Consider the following 18,758-nt stretch of genomic DNA (forward strand, 5'->3'; position numbering starts at 1 on the left):
TTATTATAATCTATTTTTAACCGTTTTAAACGTAACTAAACTACTTTTAAAATAATTAAATGAATATAATATTGGTTGATCATCTGTATCGTAATGCACTAATTTTAACAACATGAGTCCTTCATGTGGTGAAGCTCCTAAGAGATCTGAGATATGTGGCTCATAACTAATCGCTTCCATTTCAGTATCTGCATATGAAACCTTTTTATTTGTATAAGCTTCAATTGCACCTAAAAGTGACTCATCACTACTTTGGTATTGTGCACAAGTTAGATAATTTGCAGGCACTTTATCTAAACAATAAACGACTGGTTTTCTATCTGCAGTTCTTAAACGTTCTATAATTGTTACAGGCGCCTTGTCTGTAGTATTTAATCTTTTAGAATCTAAAGAGGTCGCAGGTTTTTCATCAAAACTAATATATTCTGTCCCTGGTGTGTAACCTTGATCTTTAATCATTCTACTAATACTCACAACTTCTCCTAATGGGTAATAGAATGGGTGCAGTGATTTAACACGTGCACCTTCTTCTAAGTTATTAGATAATACTTGTTCAGTAATTAGTTCGTCTACTGCATCATAAACATCATCTGTTTTTACGTTTAAGGTTCTTGCTATGGCTAAATTACTCGGAAGTGGCTCTCCATGTTGTAATTTGCCTTCCTTAATTTGTTGAATCATCCATTCTTTTACTTTATAAACTGAAGTTAGTTCCATATTTACACCTCATCACTATCAATATCCACTAAAATTTGTCTCGGTTTACTACCTTTTTGTGGTCCAATAACTTGATTACGTTCTAAATCGTCCATTAATCTTGAAGCTCGGTTATAACCAATTCTGAATTGTCTTTGTAATAAAGAAGTACTCGCTTTTTGCTGTTCTAACACAAATAAATATGCTTCATCATAAAGTGCATCTTCACTTTTCATTTCTGATTTATCAACTGGTGCATCTGGTTCCATTTCTTTTACATAATTGGCTTTTTGCTGTTCTACGACATAATTAACAACATCCTGTACTTCTTGATCACTTAAAAATGCACCTTGTACACGTGTTCTAGTAGATCCACCGTTAGCAACATATAGCATGTCACCTTTACCTAATAATTTATCGGCACCAGCGCTATCAATAATCGTACGAGAGTCGATTTGCGAACTTACTGCAAAAGCTATTCTAGATGGTATATTATTTTTAATCAAACCAGTAATTACATCTACAGAAGGTCTTTGCGTTGCAATAATTAAATGAATACCGGCTGCACGTGCCATCTGCGTAATACGTTGAATAGCATTTTCTACCTCTTTACCAGCAACCATCATTAAGTCTGCCAATTCATCAACAATAACAACAATATACGGTAATTCTGATTGTTTTTCTTCTAATTCAGCATTTTGACGTCTAATTGCCTCATTATAACCTTCTATATTCCTAGTTGAAGAGTGTTGGAATAAATCATAACGACGTTCCATTTCAGCAACTACTTTTTCTAGTGCCTGTGATGCTTTGTGAGGATTAGTCACAACTGGTATCAGTAAGTGAGGAATACCATTGTATATGTTCAATTCTACCATTTTTGGGTCAATTAACATAAGTTTTACCTCATGTGGTTTAGCATTAAGTAAAATACTTGTAATTATTCCGTTGATACAAACAGACTTACCACTTCCTGTTGAACCTGCAACAAGCATATGTGGCATTTTGTTTAACTCTACTGTAATAGGATCGCCTGATATATCTCTGCCTAAGCCTACTTCTAATTTATTTTTAGCAGGGAATTTTTCATCTAAAACTTCTTTTAATGAAACAAGAGAAATCTTATCATTAGGAACCTCAATACCAACAGCAGAGCGACCAGGTATTGGCGCTTCTATGCGAATATCTTTAGCAGCAAGTGCGAGTGCAATATCATTATGCAAATTAACAATTTTACTAACTTTAACCCCTTGTGCTGGTTGAATTTCATATTGTGTCACTGCCGGTCCTATTTTTATTTGCGTAACTCTCGCATCAACACCAAAGTTCTTAAGCGTCGTTTCCAATAGTTGTCCTTTTTTCTGAACTTCTGCTTTAGAAGTAGCTTTTTGTTTAGTTGGTTGCTTTAGCAAAGTGAGTGGAGGTAGAGTATATGCTTCATTTTCCACTTCTCCTGCTTCAGAAATTGAATTAATCGCTTCACCTTGTTCACTTTGTTCGGACTCGATATCATCTATTTGTTGATCGAGTGATGCTTGATTTAAATTAGTGGTTTGTTGTGTTGCTGTTTGATTTAGCTGTCCTTCTTGATCAAACATGCGTTTATTACGTTTACCTATAGGTTTTTCTGAGGTTTGCTTATGGTCATCTTCACTATCACTATGTCCGTAGATAGGGATAGATAGTTGTTGGTCAGATTTTGAATTAGGAATTTCTTTTAAATCGCTAACATCTGTAACATTGTCATCTGATTTTTGCGCTTCAGTTCTTGCTTGTTGTTCTGCTTTTTTCTCAGCTTTAACACGCGCTTTGGCTTCTTTTTTTACTTTATTCTGTTTACGTCGCTCTTGATAATTTTCCGAAGCATCCTTACTTTTAACTTTCAGCTTTTCAAATAGTAACTTTGATACTTCACGATGTTTTTGTTTAAGTAATAAAATTACACTTGAAGCGATTAGTAATATCGTCACTATAATAATACCTACAATAGATATAAGCGGTATAAACAGCGCTAACAGGTAATGACCTATTAAGCCGCCCCCAAATACTGGAAAATTAGAATGCTCATAAGATTTATATACGAAAGATAAAACTGGTTCACGTTGGGCCTGAGCTTTATGTGTAAAGTAAAAGATAATATGAGTAACTAATAGTAAAGCTACTTGTAATACAAATGCGCCAACAGTACGTCTAGTTTTAGGTAGAGCTTTATAATATGTAATAAAAACTGTGCCTATTAAAATAAGGATATATGTTAAGAATCTACTTGTACCAAATAAATAATTAAAGAAACTATCTATCATAGTTCCAATAATACCAAGTTGAAAGGCACCTAACGTCACTATTACAAATATAGCTATTGCCACAATATATCTTAACGGACTATCTCCTTGCTTTTTCTTGTTGTTAGTAGTTTTCTTTCTTGTATTAGTAGGTTTTCTTTTTGTTGTTTGTCTCTTTTTTGTTTGTGCCAAATTTACCACCTTTTCTTCGACTGTGCTCAAAATCAGTATATATATTCACACACTACTGTATAAAATAGATTATTTCATATTTGGCAATAATAATAAATTCATCAGTTAAATATATGTAAATTTATGTATGATTAATATTTAATCCTTCTTTCTATAATAACATAAAAGAGGTAAGACATTTAACGCCTATAGTCATTTCAAAGGTCGCATGAATGTCATTCACTTCAAAAACATTCAATCACATTTTACCTTTCAAAATATTTACCTAAGCGCTTGTCTTAACCTCTTTGTTTAGTACAGGAATTATTAAATTTCAGAAATTACTGGAATAATCATTGGACGACGTTTTGTATTTTCAAATAAAAGTTTGCTAATTTGATCGCGCATGTTTTGTTTGATTTCAGACCATTCGATGCGTTTCTCTTGTAAGCCTAGTTCAACGATTTCACGGACTTTTTCTTCAGCTTCATTTAATAAGGCTTCACTTTCTCTGACATATACGAAACCTCTTGATTGAATTTCTGGACCTGCTGCAATTCGTCTGTTTTTAGGATCGAGTGTTACAACTGCGATAAAGATACCATCTTCCGCTAGCAGGTGACGATCTCTTAGTACGATATTGCCAACATCACCGACCCCGATACCATCAATTAGTACATTACCAGAGTGAACTTTTTCATTTAAAATCATTTCTTTTCCATCGTAATTAACTACGTCGCCTTTTTCAACAAGAAAGATTTTTTCAGGTTGCACGCCTGCTTCATTTGCTAATTTAGCGTGTGCAATTTGCATTTTAAATTCGCCGTTAACTGGAATAAAGTACTGAGGTTTCATAATATTAATCATCATTTTCAATTCTTCCATACAACCATGACTTGAAGTGTGAATCTTTTTACTATTTGGAATAATCTCTGCACCAGCACGTACTAATTCATTAAGCGTATTTCCGACAATCACTTCCATATTAGCAGAAGCGGTGATAGCTAAAAATACAGAATCTCCTGGTTCAATATTCATTATTTTGTGTTTTTTCTGAGCCATTTGGCTTAAAGCTTCTACAGGCTCACCTTGCATACCAGTAGCAATAATAATAACTTCATTTTTAGGATAATTCTCAACTTCATTAATTGGAATTAATAAGTCTTTTGATATATCAAAGTACCCCATTTTTCTAGCAGTATTGAAAGAGCTCTCCAATGAACGACCTAAAAATGATACTTTTCTATTTAATCTTTGTGCAAGATTTAAAACTTGTTGAATGCGAATAAAATTAGATGCGTAGCAGGAAACAATCAATCGACCTTTCACTTTTGTAAAGGCATCATACATGTGTGATTCAATTACATTTTCTGGTGTATTGTATCCAGGTTTTTCTGCTTCAGTAGAATCACTGATTAATGCAAACACACCCGCTTCACCAATTTCAGTCATTTTCTTTAAGTCTGGTGCATAATGTCCTTGTAAACTTTGGTCAAATTTAAATTCACCTGTATATACAATTGCCCCGTATGAAGTATGAATGCACACACCTAAACTATCTGGAATACTGTGTGTCGTATCAAAGAACGTTACATTAACACCTTTGAAACGCATAATAGATTCATTATTAACTGTATAATATCTTACTTTTTTATTAATATTGCGAGCTTTCATATTCTCCTTAATTAAAGCAATTGTAAGCTTTGAACCATAAACTGGCGCATCAACTTGTTCTAAAACATACGTAACAGCACCAATTGCATGTTCATGACCATGTGTTAAGAAGATCCCTTTTAATTTATCTTTGTTCTCAATAACATATTGAATGTCTGGTATAACAATATCTACACCTAACATCTCATCTTCTGGGAACATTAAGCCAGCGTCAAGCATGAACATTTCGTCATCTACTTCGACGATATACATATTTTTCGCTATTTCTCCAACTCCGCCGAGTGGAATGATGCGAATATTTTTATTATTTTTCTTTATTAAACTCAAAATGTTACCTCCTATTTAAATTCCCGTCCATATATAAACTCATAATTTATTATAAGTTAAAATAGGCATTATGTACACTATTAAAGTAATAACTGATACAGCTTAAAAACTTATAAATGTAATCATAATTCCATTAACTTAAATTGTTTATACCGAAAATTAAGTTAAAATTTTATAATAACAAAAAATATTTATTATTAATCATATGTTGCATGGCAACAATTTCATAATATTGTATTTTTATGTATAACTTGACATTAAAAATGTAATCATCGACCTTTATATAATAAAAAAGAAACTAGTGTATACTGATTTTAAGCATGCTTTTACAATAGAATTAACGGCATTCTACTATAAAAGCACAAATCAATGACTAGCCTCTAATTAAAAATTCAATGTATTTAGATTTTGATTTTACAACAAGACTTTATGTGATGCATTAACGCGTCCTTGTTTATCAATTTCAGTTACTTTTATTTTAAATGTGTCTCCAACTTTCAACACATCTTCTACTTTTTCAATGCGTTCATTAGCAATTTGTGAAATGTGAACAAGCGCATCTTTACCTGGGAATAATTCAACAAAAGCACCGTATTTCTCAATACGTTTTACTTTACCTTCATATACTTGGCCAACTTCTGCTTCACGCGTGATATCTTCTATAATATTACGCGCGCGATCAATTGCGTCTTTATCAACAGCGCCAATGAATATTGTACCGTCTTGTTCAATGTCTAATTTAACACCAGTTTCATCAATAATTTCATTGATTTTTTTACCACCAGGTCCAATTACGTCTCTAATTTTTTCAGGTTTAATTGTCATAGTTACTACTTTTGGCGCAAATGCACTTAATTCGTTACGTGGTGTATCGATTGTTTGTAACATATGATCTAGAATAGCAAGGCGACCTACGCGTGCTTGCTCTAAAGCTTCTTTAATAATTTCTTTTGTTAAACCATCAATTTTGATATCCATTTGAATAGCAGTAATACCTTCAGAAGTTCCAGCAACTTTAAAGTCCATATCGCCTAATGCATCTTCCATACCTTGAATATCAGTTAAGATAGTATAACTATCATCGCGTGTTACTAGGCCCATCGCAATACCTGCTACTGGCGCTTTAATTGGTACACCTGCATCCATTAATGCTAGTGTAGAACCACAAATTGACGCTTGTGATGAAGAACCATTTGATTCTAAAACTTCACTTACAATTCTCACAGTGTAAGGGAAATCTTTTAAATCAGGAATAATATGGCTTAGAGCACGTTCGCCTAGAGCACCATGCCCGATTTCACGACGTCCTGGAGAACGTACTGGCCCTGTTTCACCTACTGAATAGTTAGGGAAATTATAATGATGCATAAAGCGTTTTTGTTCTTCTTCACCTAAACCATCCAGAATTTGATATTCGCTCATAGAGCCTAACGTTAATACTGAAAGTGCTTGTGTTTGTCCGCGTGTAAATAATCCCGAACCATGTGCTCTCGGCAACACACCAACTTCAGATTCTAGTGGGCGAATTTCATCCGTCTTACGGCCATCTGGTCTGATTTTTTCATCTGCAATTAATCTTCTTACTTCTTCTTTAACTAAATCATTCAATATGCTATTAACTTCTTTAATTAAAGCTTCATTGTCAGCATCAGTTTCATCAATAAATTCAGCTGCAACTTTTTCTTTTAAATTATCTAAGTTAATATCACGTTGTTGTTTATCAAATGTTAAAACAGCATCTTTCAAACCATTTGCTTCAGTCAATTGAGTAACTTTTTCTACAAGGGATTCATCTTTTTCAACAGGAACAAATGCTTTCTTCTCAGGTTGAATATGATCTACAATTTCTTGTTGGAAATTAACTAAACGTTGGATTTCACTATGTCCGAAGAAAATGGCATCTAACATTTCACTTTCAGTTATCTCACTTGCACCAGCTTCAACCATGTTTACAGCGTCTTTATGACCAGCAACTTCTAAGTCTAAACGTGATACTTCTTTTTGTGCAACTGTTGGATTGATAATGTACTCTCCATCGATATAACCAACATTCACACCAGCAATTGGTCCTTGGAATGGAATATCAGAAACACTTAATGCCATTGATGAACCTATCATTGCTGCCATTTCAGGCGAACAATCAGGGTCTGCACTTAATACAGTATTCATGATTTGAACGTCATATTTATAACCTTTAGGGAATAATGGACGAATTGGTCTGTCGATTAAGCGCGCAGTTAACGTCGCTTCATCACTTGGGCGACCTTCGCGTTTCTTGAATCCTCCTGGAATTTTACCAGCAGCATACATTTTTTCTTCATAATTAACCATTAATGGGAAGAAATCCCCATCGCGCGGCTCTTTTGAAGCAACCGCAGTTGATAAGACAACTGTATCACCATAACGAACGAGTACAGCACCATTGGCTTGTTTAGCAAGTTGACCAGTTTCAATCGTCAATGATCTGTTTGCCCATTCAGTTTTAAAAACTTTTTTCTCTTGAGACATTACAAATCTCCTCTCATATATCTAATAGTACTATCATATCATTTCTTAGAAAATTTTTATATTAGTATATTATTTTTTAAAAATGCTCATTTCTAATTATAAAAAAGGAGCAGGACAGAAATCTAATAATTTTAAATAAGATTTCATTATCCCACCCCCTAGCAAAGATGAGTAGAAAAAGCGTTTAAATTCTTGTATAAACACTACTTACACCAAAAATAAGTCATTTACATTAACAGTAGTATGTTTTACAAATACTTTTTCAAATCTGTCGGTGCCTATATCAAAGTTGAGGCTGAGACATTTAATTATGTCCCAGCCTCTATCAATATACGTCCTAAAATTAACGACGGATACCTAATGATTTAATTAATTCACGGTAACGTTGAACATCTTTTTCACGTAAATAGTTAAGTAAGTGTCTACGACGACCTACCATTTTTAATAATCCACGACGTGAATGGTGATCCTTTTTGTGTTCACGTAAGTGTTCATTTAATGCAGTGATTTCTGCAGTTAATACAGCGATTTGAACTTCTGGAGATCCAGTGTCCGCTTCGTGTGTACGGTATTCTTTAATTAATTCATTTTTACGCTCTTGTGAAATTGCCATTGTCAATTTCCTCCTTTAATTTTTATTCGCCTTTATCCGAGCAAATCGTCGGAGTTTCGATGTGCCAAGGTAAAGGTGCTAAAATGTGTTATACACATTCGACTTAAATATTATATGATACTTCATCACCAAAATCAACCGATAACAAGTATTTCGCTTTTTCTTTATCTTTATTCATTTGTTCCACCAACGGATCAATACCATCAAATTTAATTTCAGGTCTCAAATAATGATGCCAAAATACTGTAACGCGTTCACCATAAATGTTTTCTCCAAAATCAAATAAATTCACTTCGATTACCACTTGAGCTTTAGAAGGATCATGGAATGTTGGTTTTACACCTACATTAGCCACCCCTCTATAAATCTGTTTATCCGCACCTATTTCCATGCTAACTGCATAAACACCATTCTTAGGTAATACGTAATCACCACTTGGTTGTACGTTTGCTGTAGGAAAACCAATAGTTCTACCTCGTTTCTCCCCTTGCACAACCGTACCTTTAATGCGATAGCGATAGCCTAATTCTTCATTAGCTTTTTGTAACTCTCCAGTTTTCAATGATTTTCTGATATCAGTAGTAGAAATTTTTTCAGAATTAATTTCTTGTTTGTTTACTACTGTCGAATTAAATTCAGTCATTTCATCTAAAATCATCATATTACCTTTGCCGTATTTTCCAAAAGTAAAGTCAAAACCAGCAATGACTTCTTTAACATGATTCTTGATAATATAATCTTGTATAAAATCCTCAGCACTTACTTCTGCAAATTTAGATGAAAAATTAATGACAATACAATAGTCAATATCATAAGATTCTAGGATTTCTATTTTATCTTGAATCGGCGTTAAATAATCAGTTCTCTTTAGTTTAGGATTTAATACAACCGAAGGATGTGGATCAAATGTCATTACTGCCTTTTTTAAATTCGCAGCTTCTGCTTTTTGATTTAAAATATCAAATACTTTTGCATGGCCCTTATGCATCCCATCAAAAAATCCAAAAGCCATAGCAACATCTTCTGTTATATATTGTTCTTCCTGAATTGGATGAGTTACTTCTATCACTTTCATGCATATTTCTCCTTTAGTTAAACACCTTTTTAGGTTTAATTTCATCTAGTTTTTCTGGATGAGGTTCATAAATTGCTAACACTTTGTGTGTGTGCCCATCTACCATTGTAACCATATCGTCTATATTTTGCTTGAACATTGTTTTTTCAAATTTTTGTCCGTTTAAAATTTTAGACTTAATATTTTCTTCTGAAATTATAATTTGTGGTAAACCTTTCAAACCATATTCTATAGGAAATAACTTGTCTTGTAATGATTCATGCTCATGTAATGCTGCTACATCATTTAAAGTTAAACTGTCCTTAATGTCAAATCCACCACTCTGTGTACGTGTTAACTTTGACATATGTGCAGGTAAATGTAATGACCTTCCTATATCTGTTGCGAGTGTACGTATATATGTACCTTTACCACATTCTACAATTATATCAAATTGACAGCCGTTGTGGTCAAAACGTAGTTCAGTTGTACGTTTGATTTTATATATACGCGCTTGACGTTCAGGTCGAACAACTTCTTGGTTACTTCTAGCATATTCATATAATTTTTTCCCATTTACTTTTACCGAAGAATACATTGGTGGTATTTGTGTAATAACACCTTCAAATTGTTGGAGTATTGAATCGACATCCTCAGCAGTAATTTCACCATTTAATATATCTTTCTCTTCTATCACATCACCAGTTTGGTCTTCAGTAGTGGTTGCACTCCCTAAACTAACTGTCGCTTCGTAAGTTTTACCCATTTCCATTATGTAGTCACTAACTTTTGTCGCAGCTCCTATACATATCGGTAACACACCCGAAACTTCCGGATCTAATGTTCCAGTGTGTCCCACTTTTTTAGTCTTCAATATTTTTCTCAACTTAAACACCACATCATGACTTGTCAATCCACGATCTTTAAATACTGGTAATATGCCGTTATACATTCTTATTTCACCTTCAAAGTTGATTTTTTAAATCTCTAATCTCATATTAACATGTAATAATTGATAAAAAGTTATGTAAAAAGAGCGGGACAGAAATCAAAACTAAATTTGATTTCGTATTCCCGCCCCACAATTTTGTCAAAACATCTAATCAAGTTAATTTAATTATAATTTAGAATTAGTTCGACAATTGCGCAAGTTCTAATTTACAGCACGAACACCACATGATATATGGATGTGCTAACTATTAAGAAAGACTAATCTTTCTTATGCAAATCTTGAATCATTCGTTCTATCTTATTACCGTAGTCGATTGATTCATCATATTCGAAATTTAACTCAGGAATAATTCTAAGTCTCATTCTCGAACCAAGCTCAGATTTAATAAAACCTTTCGCTTTTTCCAAACCTTTAAATGTATCTGCTTTTTGTTTTTCATTTCCTAAAACAGTTAGATAAACCGTTGCAATAGATAGGTCATTAGTTAATTGAACTTCTGTAATTGTTAAGAATCCAATTCTCGGATCTTTAACTTTATTATTAGCGATATCCATGATTTCTTGTTTCATTTGTTCGCCTACACGTTCTGCTCTCATATTCATTATATTTCACCTCTCATTGTTTATAAGTCCGTTAATCTTTCCCTTACTTACAGATTATATGACAGTTTATTTCATAACGTCAAACAAATTTCACTTATTCACTGCTCAAAATAATATATTGTAAATAGATATCACTTTTGAAAAGGTAAATTGTATATTATTAATAAAATTCAAATATCTTATGACAGTTAGGCATAATTTTATTTCCAAACTGTTAAATTATGTAATAATTTTTCATGAAAACGCTATGAATTTCATTTTAAATTGCCTATCTGTTAATTTTTTTGCCTCAGTGTTAAATTCAATTCAGTAAACCTTTGTGATTGAAAATTTTCTCATTATTTATGTAATTAAGAAAATAAAATATTACACATTTTATAATTTATAATGGTATACTTCAAGGGAGCGAGACAGTAACTATATATTTTTAAATATATTATCGCCTTCCCTCATATGCATGACTTAAATTAACGAACGCACACATAAATATGCAAGCACCACTAGCTTTAAATAGCAGATTACATACATATCACTTATGCTTAAGTGCCACTTTACAGGTCAAAATATTTTAATAACTCGACCTTATTTTCAAAATTATAGGAGCGTATATTATTGGAGAAACCAGAACGCCTTTTGTACATTTATACACGATTTTTAAACGGAAAAGCATTAAATAAAGAAGAACTCGCACAGCAACTCCATGTTAATGTAAGATCTATCCAACGAGACATAAGTGACATAAATAATTTTTTATATGAAGATCAAGAATGGCATGGTCTAAAAGGTCAAATTGTATACGATAATACCATAGACAAGCATCGTTTAAAAATTGATAGGTATAAATTTAAAAATAATAGCTTACTTAATTTGATTTTTCGTATGAAAAACTTCACACCTATAATTCATGAAGATACATACAATCTTATAAGAGGCTTAAATGCCAATTCAAACTTAGCCGAAAAAATTTTGTCTAATAAAATATTAAGTCAATTTAATATACATCGTGAATTTAGTGAATCAACTTTAATCTTTAGAATACAATTAGCGATTGAAAACAATCATAAAATTTCTATTCAACTACAAAACATACGTTTAACAGACATTATCCCTATTTATACACGTTATTTTTCCGATAAATATTGGTTCACTTATTTAGATAATGGAATAGTTTATACTCTCGATTTATCTACTGTAAAAGAAGTCGAACAACTTAACGATGTTTATGATCAATCTGTATTTGAAGATATTAATAGTGTGTCTATGCTTATTCAAGATCATATTTGGCCAAAAATTAAACGTCAGTTTATCATTGTAAATACGAAACCTGTAGATAATGGACGAATTGCAGATATCATTATTTCAAAAGAAGAATGCATGCACATTGCTTATGAACATCCAAATCAAATCACATTACTAAAACCTCAACATTATGTCGATGATTTCAAAGCAATTATAAAATCATTGTTCAACTCTTACAATATTTAAAAATGATAAATTAACGATGAATTTTTTGTGTCAATTATAAACGATTAATCTTTAAAAAATACGCTTAACAGAATGACAACTTTATATTAAAAAGAATTTTAAGTTACAAAAATACAATGATTTTTCAAATTATCCGTTCATCAATCAACTTACGTAAATTCCATCTACAACAAAGTTTTTCATAGCTCAATGAACTACAAAATGACATAAAAACTAAGAAAACGTCAATTTCTATAATCTCAATAGAAATTGACGTTTGTTCTGTATACGAGATATTTAAATCTTAATCTCTTGTTCCCACATATTTATTCACTTTACCAGATAACTAAGTACCTACACATGTACTCAGCTATTATCAATTTTTCTACTAATACATACATTTATTTATTAGTATTACTACTTTTCATAATACAATTTATAAGTTTATTAATGTTGTCTTTCCAATGTATGTTGTAAAATTTTTATTTTTTCGTGAAAATCAGAATTCCCATTTTCACGTGCTACTTTTTGTTCTTGATTCCATTTATAATATTCGATTTTACTAAGTTTCTGCTTTTTCTTAATACGAATACGTTGTTCCCTATAACTTAACACATTACATACTGTAAGATGACGATTTTGCTTCGATGATAGTACGAATAAATGATCAATTAAATACTGACATAATTCACTTTCTGCGAAATTCTTAAATATAGAAATATATAATTCTTCTTCACTAACGATATAGATACGTGGTTTGTCATCTTTCAACATTTTTATCAACAACTCATAGTTTTTTACTTGTGATGGAAGTTTATGATTAAATGTTAAAAAATCTTTAGGTATACCTGCAGAATGTCCAGTCTGATATGGAAAGAAATTGAGTACCATAACCCTGTTAGGGTCGATATTAAATTGTTTTAATGTCGACGCATTACTATATAAATATTTCACAAACCATCGATGTCTATCTATATAAGGTAAAAATAATTTTTGTCCATCAAATAATAATTTACCTTGGATGTCTAATAAAATTCTTTTTCTGTATTCAATCGCCTCATCATCAGCTAGATTTAGTTGGTATGTTTTAAAATCATTTTCTGGTTGCTTCTTTAATATTACTATATCTGCAATTTCTGGATTGCCAAAATAAGGTCTTGCAATAGCTGGATTTAAATCTGCGTTTTCGAATGTGACTCTTTGTCTATTTTTATTTAAAGTAACTTTGCCGTTCGCAAAGTCTATCATTTTTTTAAACCTTGGAATGTCAGTAAAATTATCTCCGAAGTATTCTTGAAAATAAGCATAATCCATAGGATGTAAAAACGCTGTTGTATCATTATTTTTAATAATTGCCTTTAATGTTGATTCGTCATAAATAGAGTTATACTGACTAAAATATTGTTCCCAAAATTCATTTATATCTTTTAAATATTCATTCATCATTTATAACCTCCTATTTAACTTAACTATAATTAAAAGGATAGACAACCATTGTCAGCGCACCTCAATAATTGTAAATTTACAATATTTTTTTAATCTAATTTACAACTATGAATAGGTATATAATTTATATAAATTATTATGTCTACAATTGTAAGATTCAATTTTTATATTTTATTATTGTTCAAAAAAGAAAAGTTTTAGATTGTTTATTGTACGTAATCTAATTTTATTAATTGTTTACAGAATACCACTGAGAATTAAATAAAGAAATTAAGACAAAAAAACAAAGCAAACAACATAATAAAAGTTTGCTTTGTTTCTAATATATAAGCTTTTTTCCAAAAAGGAAAATATCATTAAAGATTAAAAGTTACCTTTTAATTTCAACCATTTCGAACGCTTCAATAATGTCGCCTTCTTTTAGGTCATTGAATTTTTCAACTGTTATACCACATTCATAGCCTTGAGCTACTTCTTTAACATCATCTTTAAAACGTTTTAATGTGTCTAGTTCACCTTCGAATTGTACTACACCGTCTCTGATTACACGAACACCAGCATTACGTGTGATTTTACCATCTATCACATAACTACCAGCAATCGTACCTACTTTAGAAACTTTGAAAGTCTGGCGAACTTCTGCTTGACCAATAACTTGTTCTTCAAATTCTGGATCTAGCATACCTTTCATTGCAGATTCAATTTCTTCGATAACGTTATAAATAACACGGTGTAAGCGCATATCTACGCCCTCATTATCTGCAGCGCGTTTCGCACCAGTATCAGGACGTACATTAAAGCCGATAATGATACCATTTGAAGCATTAGCAAGTGTAACATCTGATTCATTAATCGCACCTACTGCAGTATGAATAATTCTTACATTAACACCCTCAACATCTATCTTCATTAAAGATGCTGCAAGTGCTTCTACTGAACCTTGTACATCACCTTTGATAATTACGTTAAGATCTTTCATTTCGCCCTGTTTCATTTGTTCGAACAGGTTATCTAATGAAACGCTCTTACTTTCTTGACGCTGTTGCAATACATTTGCTTCATGACGTGCTTCACCGATACGTCTTGCTTGTTTTTCATCTTTGAAGACAACAAATCTATCACCAGCTTGTGGTACATCGTTGATACCAGTAATTTCTACAGGTGTAGAAGGGCCAGCTGACTTAATACGTTGACCTAAATCATTTACCATAGCACGGATTCTACCATAAGTGTTTCCTACTACTAGTGAATCTCCAACATTAAGCGTTCCGTTTTGAACTAATAATGACGCAGATGGTCCACGTGATTTATCCAATTCAGCTTCAATCACAGTACCCACAGCATGTTTGCTAGGATTTGCTTTTAATTCTTGAACTTCAGAGGTTAGGACAATCATCTCTAATAAATCTTCAATGCCATCTCCACTTAAAGCTGAGAGTGGTACGAAAATTGTATCTCCACCCCATGCTTCGGGAATTAAACCGTATTCTGTTAATTCTTGCATTACACGGTCAGGATTAGCTGTTGGTTTGTCAACTTTGTTTACAGCAACAATTGTAGGCACCTCTGCTTCTTTAGCATGGTTAATCGCTTCAATTGTTTGTGGCATTACGCCATCATCTGCTGCTACTACTAAAATTGTAATATCAGTAACTTGGGCACCACGAGCACGCATTGTTGTAAATGCAGCGTGACCTGGTGTATCAAGGAAAGTGATTTTTTTACCATCATTTTCAATTTGATATGCACCGATATGCTGTGTAATACCACCTGCTTCTCCAGCAGTTACTTTAGTATGACGAATTGAGTCTAATAATGTTGTTTTACCATGGTCAACATGTCCCATGATTGTCACAACAGCTGGACGTTCAATTCCATTTTCCTCGTCAGCTTCATCTTCAAAATAAATTGATAAATCTTCTTCATCAATGATAACTTCTTTTTCAAGTTCTACACCATAATCATCTACGATTAATTCTAATGTTTCATCATCTAAAGATTGATTAATGTTTGCCATTATGCCTAGTAAGAATAATTTTTTAATAATACCTGATGAATCTATATTTAATTTCTCAGCAAGTTCACCTACAGTGATACCATCATGATACGTAATTTTAGAAGGTATTTCCTTTGGCTCTTCTTGTTTAGGTTGTTTATTATTTTTATTGTTTTTATTAGTATTCTTATTATTTTTGTTATTTTTCTTGTTGTTGGATTTATTATTTTGATTACCTTTGTTGCCTTGGTTATTTTTATTATTCGTCGTTGCTTGTTTATTTTGAGCACTTTTCTGCTCTGATTTAGCAGATTGCTGTGCTTGTTCTGGTTTATAGATTTTATCTAAAGCCTTAATTTGGTCGTTTTCTAACGTTTGCATGTGGCTTGTTACCTCAACGTCCATTTTAGCTAACTCATCTATAATATCTTTACTTTTTAATTTTAAATCTTTTGCGTATTCGTAAATTCTTTTTTTACTCATATAGTCACTCCTTACGATATTCATCAATCATTGACAATAACTTTTTAGCAAAGCCTTGATCAGTGATTCCAATGTTTACACGTTCTGCTTTCCCTAAAGCTTGTCCTAATTCAGCTCTCGTTCCAAATATGCGTAATGATATATGGTAACTTTCACATTTGTTCTGTATCACTTTAGTTGTGTTATCAGAAGCATCTGTTGCAATAATTACGAGCTTTAACTTGTTCTTTTTTAAATCATTTAAAATGACAGATTCACCTGTTTTAACTTTTCCAGCACGCATTGCTAAACCTAAAAAATTTACGATGTTCTCCTTGGTCATTTAGGAATCTCTTCACGATAAATAAGACGTATAATTTCTTTATAAACAGGTTCTAGTGTTTCAGCATCAGCTTTATAATATTTTTCTAATATACCTTTTTGCTGTGCCTCTTCTACTAATTTAACATCTTTTGATACATATGCACCACGACCTTGTTGTTTTCCAGTTGCATCAGCAAAAATTTCGCCTGCTTTATTTATCACAACTCTTATCATATCGTTTTTCGGATGCATTTCATTTGATAATATACATTTACGCATTGGAATTTTTTTCTTTTTCATAAAGTATTCACTCCAATTTATTTTTCAGTATCTACATCTTCTTCAATGGTTTCGTTTGTAGTGTTCTCAGAATGTGCTACTTCTGTGTCAACCGTTTCTGAAGGAGTATCAATTTCTTCAATGGTACCTTCCTCCGTTGGATAAACTCCTGCTTCTCTGGCATCAGTTTCAGATTTAATATCAATCTTCCAACCTGTTAATTTTGCAGCTAAACGGGCATTTTGACCACGTTTACCAATTGCTAATGATAATTGATAATCCGGTACGACAACAATTGTAGATTGGTTTGCTTCATCAACAATAACTTGTAAAACTTGTGATGGGCTTAAAGCATTTTTGACAAATACCTTTGGATCTTCGTTCCATTGAACGATATCTATTTTTTCTCCACCAAGTTCTTCTACTACAGCTTCAACACGAGCACCTTTGGCACCTACACATGCTCCGACTGCATCAATATCAGGATTATCAGAGTGTACACTGATCTTAGAACGATCTCCAGCTTCACGTGCTACAGATTTAACAATTACTGTACCGTCAAATATTTCAGGCACTTCTTGCTCAAATAAACGTTTTAATAAGCCTGGGTGACTTCTTGATACATAAATTTGTGGACCTTTTGTAGTTTGTTCAACTTTGTTTACGTATACTCTAATTCTTTCATTCGGAATATAGCTTTCATTTGGACTTCTTTCCGCTTCAGATAAAACTGCTTCAGTACGTCCCAAATTTACATAAACATAGCGATGATCTACTCTATCAATTAAGCCTGTTACAATGTCATCTTCTTTATCGATAAATTCATCATATAAAATTTCACGCTCTGCATCACGTAAGCGTTGCATCACAGCTTGTTTGGCTGCTTGAGCTCCCACACGTCCGAAGTCATTTGGTGTAACATCTTCTTCATAAATATCACCAATTTCATATGCAGGATTTTTAACAAGTGCAGTACTTAAATCAATTTCTTCTCTATCATCCATTGATTCTTCTACAACTTCTTTACGTGCGATAACATGAAATGTACCATTATCCATATTTAATTCAACACGTACGCTTCTTGCGCTATCATAGTTCTTTTTATAAGCAGTGATTAAAGCTGCTTCTATAGCATCAACTAACACTTCTCTAGGAATCTTTTTTTCTTTTTCTAAGTACTCAGTTGCTAATAATAATTCATTACTTGACACGACTTATCATCCTCCTTATCATGTTATATCATTACAGCATGACGTGCTTTAGCGATCTTACTTCTTAATATTTCAACTTGTTTTGTTTTTGACTTATCCTTAACTTCCATAGTTATCGTTTCGTCATCAACAGTTTTTAAAATACCTAACCATTCTTTAGAACCTTCAATTGGTGCGTATAAAGATACGAAAATAGGTTTTGATACAGCATTATGGAAATCTTTTTCTTTTTTAATTGGTCTTTCTGCACCAGGTGACGCAACATCTAAGTAATACATTTCTTGAATAGGATCTTCCGCATCCATAACTTCGCTGATTTTTTCAGAAGCTAACGCACAATCATTTAAGTCTACGCCGCCTTCTTTATCAATAGATACTCTTAAAAAATGGTCTTTTCCTTCTTTTGTAAACTCAACTTCTACTAATTCAAAATTTAAGTCGTTAAGGACAGGTTGAATAATTGCTTCAACTTGTTCAGTTATTTTACTCATGCTGACCTCCTTTTTTGGCAAATAGAAAAGAGCGGGTAATATGCCCACTCTTCCTGCCTGAGTCTAATTTTTTAAGCACTGTTATTATATCATATGTTTATTTTCTATACAAATAACTATATTTTAAAAATCCCATAATGACAAGATAGTCACTTTGTTGTGCTATATTTTATACGTTTAAAGTATTTATTTCATTGAAGCATTGT

The 18,758-nt window shown here is 32.3% G+C and carries 14 protein-coding genes and 2 pseudogenes; 1 reads left to right on the forward strand and 15 read right to left on the reverse strand.

The window, feature by feature from the left end; translation table 11 throughout:
* Nucleotides 1-3: 3 nt before the first annotated feature.
* From ACSUE0_RS05305 to rbfA, 9 genes and pseudogenes are all read right to left on the reverse strand, one after another.
* Nucleotides 4-717: a GntR family transcriptional regulator gene (locus tag ACSUE0_RS05305; RefSeq protein WP_119614739.1), complete on the reverse strand. Its 714-nt coding sequence runs from the start codon at nt 715-717 to the stop codon at nt 4-6.
* A 2-nt stretch (nt 718-719) separates the two neighbouring features.
* Nucleotides 720-2,174 (reverse strand): annotated as a pseudogene (locus ACSUE0_RS05310) (DNA translocase FtsK); the annotation flags it as partial.
* Nucleotides 2,175-2,284: 110 nt separating this feature from the next.
* Nucleotides 2,285-3,170, reverse strand: a pseudogene (locus ACSUE0_RS05315) (cell division protein FtsK); the annotation flags it as partial.
* 306 nt (nt 3,171-3,476) lie between these two features.
* Nucleotides 3,477-5,150, reverse strand: a complete 1,674-nt coding sequence (rnjB, locus tag ACSUE0_RS05320) for a ribonuclease J2 (protein ID WP_119614741.1) — start codon at nt 5,148-5,150, stop codon at nt 3,477-3,479.
* Between the two features lie 414 nt (nt 5,151-5,564).
* Nucleotides 5,565-7,658, reverse strand: coding sequence for a polyribonucleotide nucleotidyltransferase (pnp, locus tag ACSUE0_RS05325; protein WP_436956403.1), 2,094 nt, complete (start codon nt 7,656-7,658; stop codon nt 5,565-5,567).
* Nucleotides 7,659-8,001: 343 nt separating this feature from the next.
* Nucleotides 8,002-8,271 (reverse strand): 30S ribosomal protein S15, encoded by a 270-nt coding sequence (rpsO, locus tag ACSUE0_RS05330; protein ID WP_017724310.1) that lies wholly within the window; start codon nt 8,269-8,271, stop codon nt 8,002-8,004.
* A 103-nt stretch (nt 8,272-8,374) separates the two neighbouring features.
* Nucleotides 8,375-9,346 (reverse strand): riboflavin biosynthesis protein RibF, encoded by a 972-nt coding sequence (gene ribF / locus ACSUE0_RS05335; protein WP_436956405.1) that lies wholly within the window; start codon nt 9,344-9,346, stop codon nt 8,375-8,377.
* A gap of 13 nt (nt 9,347-9,359) precedes the next feature.
* Nucleotides 9,360-10,277, reverse strand: a complete 918-nt coding sequence (gene truB / locus ACSUE0_RS05340) for a tRNA pseudouridine(55) synthase TruB (protein ID WP_436956407.1) — start codon at nt 10,275-10,277, stop codon at nt 9,360-9,362.
* A 257-nt stretch (nt 10,278-10,534) separates the two neighbouring features.
* Nucleotides 10,535-10,882 (reverse strand): 30S ribosome-binding factor RbfA, encoded by a 348-nt coding sequence (rbfA, locus tag ACSUE0_RS05345; RefSeq protein WP_026113574.1) that lies wholly within the window; start codon nt 10,880-10,882, stop codon nt 10,535-10,537.
* A gap of 609 nt (nt 10,883-11,491) precedes the next feature.
* Between rbfA and ACSUE0_RS05350 the strand changes: the two genes are divergently transcribed.
* Nucleotides 11,492-12,364: a hypothetical protein gene (locus ACSUE0_RS05350; RefSeq protein WP_436956409.1), complete on the forward strand. Its 873-nt coding sequence runs from the start codon at nt 11,492-11,494 to the stop codon at nt 12,362-12,364.
* Nucleotides 12,365-12,790: 426 nt separating this feature from the next.
* Here ACSUE0_RS05350 and ACSUE0_RS05355 read toward each other — a convergent pair whose 3' ends face one another.
* The 6 genes from ACSUE0_RS05355 to rimP all read right to left on the reverse strand — a co-directional run bounded on the left by ACSUE0_RS05355 (nt 12,791) and on the right by rimP (nt 18,552).
* Complete coding sequence (locus ACSUE0_RS05355) at nt 12,791-13,789, reverse strand: hypothetical protein (RefSeq protein ID WP_436956411.1); 999 nt, start codon at nt 13,787-13,789, stop codon at nt 12,791-12,793.
* A gap of 370 nt (nt 13,790-14,159) precedes the next feature.
* On the reverse strand, nt 14,160-16,268 hold the full coding sequence (gene infB / locus ACSUE0_RS05360) for a translation initiation factor IF-2 (protein ID WP_119615279.1): 2,109 nt from the start codon (nt 16,266-16,268) through the stop codon (nt 14,160-14,162).
* A gap of 4 nt (nt 16,269-16,272) precedes the next feature.
* Complete coding sequence (locus ACSUE0_RS05365) at nt 16,273-16,590, reverse strand: L7Ae/L30e/S12e/Gadd45 family ribosomal protein (protein ID WP_017724303.1); 318 nt, start codon at nt 16,588-16,590, stop codon at nt 16,273-16,275.
* Nucleotides 16,587-16,871 (reverse strand): RNase P modulator RnpM, encoded by a 285-nt coding sequence (gene rnpM, locus ACSUE0_RS05370; RefSeq protein WP_017724302.1) that lies wholly within the window; start codon nt 16,869-16,871, stop codon nt 16,587-16,589. The genes ACSUE0_RS05365 and rnpM overlap by 4 nt, the downstream gene beginning before the upstream one ends.
* 17 nt (nt 16,872-16,888) lie before the next feature.
* Nucleotides 16,889-18,061 (reverse strand): transcription termination factor NusA, encoded by a 1,173-nt coding sequence (gene nusA, locus ACSUE0_RS05375; RefSeq protein WP_436956413.1) that lies wholly within the window; start codon nt 18,059-18,061, stop codon nt 16,889-16,891.
* A 23-nt stretch (nt 18,062-18,084) separates the two neighbouring features.
* Nucleotides 18,085-18,552, reverse strand: coding sequence for a ribosome maturation factor RimP (gene rimP, locus ACSUE0_RS05380; protein WP_119613632.1), 468 nt, complete (start codon nt 18,550-18,552; stop codon nt 18,085-18,087).
* Nucleotides 18,553-18,758 lie beyond the last annotated feature (206 nt).

The organism is Staphylococcus sp. AS1337 (genome assembly GCF_051408735.1).
Classification (GTDB): Bacteria; Bacillota; Bacilli; order Staphylococcales; family Staphylococcaceae; genus Staphylococcus; species Staphylococcus xylosus_B.

Excerpts from the sequence above, each read along its gene's own strand:
- infB (WP_119615279.1), bottom strand. The coding sequence starts at position 16,268 with ATGAGTAAAAAAAGAATTTACGAATACGCAAAAGATTTAAAATTAAAA.
- rnpM (WP_017724302.1), bottom strand. The coding sequence starts at position 16,871 with ATGAAAAAGAAAAAAATTCCAATGCGTAAATGTATATTATCAAATGAA.
- ACSUE0_RS05365 (WP_017724303.1), bottom strand. The coding sequence starts at position 16,590 with ATGACCAAGGAGAACATCGTAAATTTTTTAGGTTTAGCAATGCGTGCT.
- ACSUE0_RS05305 (WP_119614739.1), bottom strand. The coding sequence starts at position 717 with ATGGAACTAACTTCAGTTTATAAAGTAAAAGAATGGATGATTCAACAA.
- truB (WP_436956407.1), bottom strand. The coding sequence starts at position 10,277 with ATGTATAACGGCATATTACCAGTATTTAAAGATCGTGGATTGACAAGT.
- ribF (WP_436956405.1), bottom strand. The coding sequence starts at position 9,346 with ATGAAAGTGATAGAAGTAACTCATCCAATTCAGGAAGAACAATATATA.
- rimP (WP_119613632.1), bottom strand. The coding sequence starts at position 18,552 with ATGAGTAAAATAACTGAACAAGTTGAAGCAATTATTCAACCTGTCCTT.
- rpsO (WP_017724310.1), bottom strand. The coding sequence starts at position 8,271 with ATGGCAATTTCACAAGAGCGTAAAAATGAATTAATTAAAGAATACCGT.
- ACSUE0_RS05355 (WP_436956411.1), bottom strand. The coding sequence starts at position 13,789 with ATGATGAATGAATATTTAAAAGATATAAATGAATTTTGGGAACAATAT.
- pnp (WP_436956403.1), bottom strand. The coding sequence starts at position 7,658 with ATGTCTCAAGAGAAAAAAGTTTTTAAAACTGAATGGGCAAACAGATCA.